The organism is Synechococcus sp. H55.9 (genome assembly GCF_047462355.1).
Lineage (GTDB): Bacteria > Cyanobacteriota > Cyanobacteriia > Thermostichales > Thermostichaceae > Thermostichus.
In genome coordinates this window covers 1-1,015 of the sequence record NZ_JANSJB010000212.1, presented here as the reverse complement: position 1 = coordinate 1,015, position 1,015 = coordinate 1, and the positions used below count along the sequence as shown (strand labels likewise).

Annotated in this window: 2 protein-coding genes; both read right to left on the bottom strand. The window is 59.1% G+C overall.

The annotated features are described in order from the left end of the window. Positions 1 to 77: 77 nt before the first annotated feature. Positions 78 to 452 carry a hypothetical protein gene (locus NW857_RS13195; protein ID WP_414369248.1) on the bottom strand — a complete coding sequence of 125 codons (375 nt, stop codon included), beginning with the start codon at positions 450 to 452 and terminating at the stop codon, positions 78 to 80. Between the two features lie 173 nt (positions 453 to 625). Further along, the coding region (locus NW857_RS13190; RefSeq protein ID WP_414369246.1) for a precorrin-8X methylmutase at positions 626 to 1,015 on the bottom strand (390 nt) is incomplete at its 5' end.

The window sequence follows — 1,015 nt, the reverse complement described above, 5'->3', positions numbered from 1 at the left end:
CTCTCCCTAGGGGAGAGGGGAGATTCGCCAGGTTCGGAAACAGCCGCTCTGCCGATGCAAAAACTTCCCTCCAAACTTCAATAAGACTGTCGGTAGCGCAGCCCGTTGGGATGCAGGAAAAAAGGGCTGTCTTCTCCCAAAGGGATCCCGTCTGGCTGCAGTGGAAAAGGCAGCCCTTCTGGGCTCTGTTCCGCTTCCTGAGAGAGGCGGTAGAAAACCTCCCCGCATCCAGAAGAGGGAATCTGCGCAGCAGCATGCTGCTGTTGCCAGCGCTGGTAGGGGCTGAGCCGAGCTTCCCTCCGGTCGATGTCCGGCGGCGCAGGGAGAGAGGGCGCTATAGCCGGCTGTCCAGCGGGCAAAAGAGCCGCCACCTCCGCTTGGGCCCACCCTGCCGGGGCCAAGGCCAAAGCCAAAAGCCAGCCGCTTCCCCAAACCCAGATGAACTGCCGCATGACCGGATCCTTCGCTTTAGGCTCTCTACTGTCCAGCACTGAGAAGATGGCTCCCATCTTCTCAAGGTCGGACTGAGGGGGGCATGACGGAGATCCCGCCAAGCCTGTGATCTGGATCAGCTCAATCCAGACCCACTCCATCAAATCAATAGGGATCCCTTGTCAATGCCCATCTACCCGCTAGCAGATTTGCCGGAATGGTCTGCACTGCTGGCCCGTACATAGGCGTGCCAAGCCAAGTCCAGCAGGCCATCCAACACCGCCGCAGCCACTGCAGGGCCCCCCTTGCGTCCCTCGGTGCGGATATGAGGCACCATGGAATCGGCCAGCTCCTGCTTGGCTTTCACCACGTTCACAAACCCAGCCGGCGTGGCGATGACCAGAGCAGGAGCCACCTCCTTTTCTGTAATCAACCGAACCAACGTGGAAAGAGCCGTTTGGGATTGGCCAATGATAAAGATTGCTTCAGGATAGCGTTGGGCCAGGGTTTCCAATCCCCAAGCAGAGCGGGTCTTATCTTTTTGGGGGCGAGTAATCGCTTCGCTGCCGCAGTAGATGGGGTT

What these genes read in the sequence shown, in the direction of transcription:
- NW857_RS13195 (WP_414369248.1), bottom strand. Translation starts at nt 452, where the DNA reads ATGCGGCAGTTCATCTGGGTTTGGGGAAGCGGCTGGCTTTTGGCTTTG.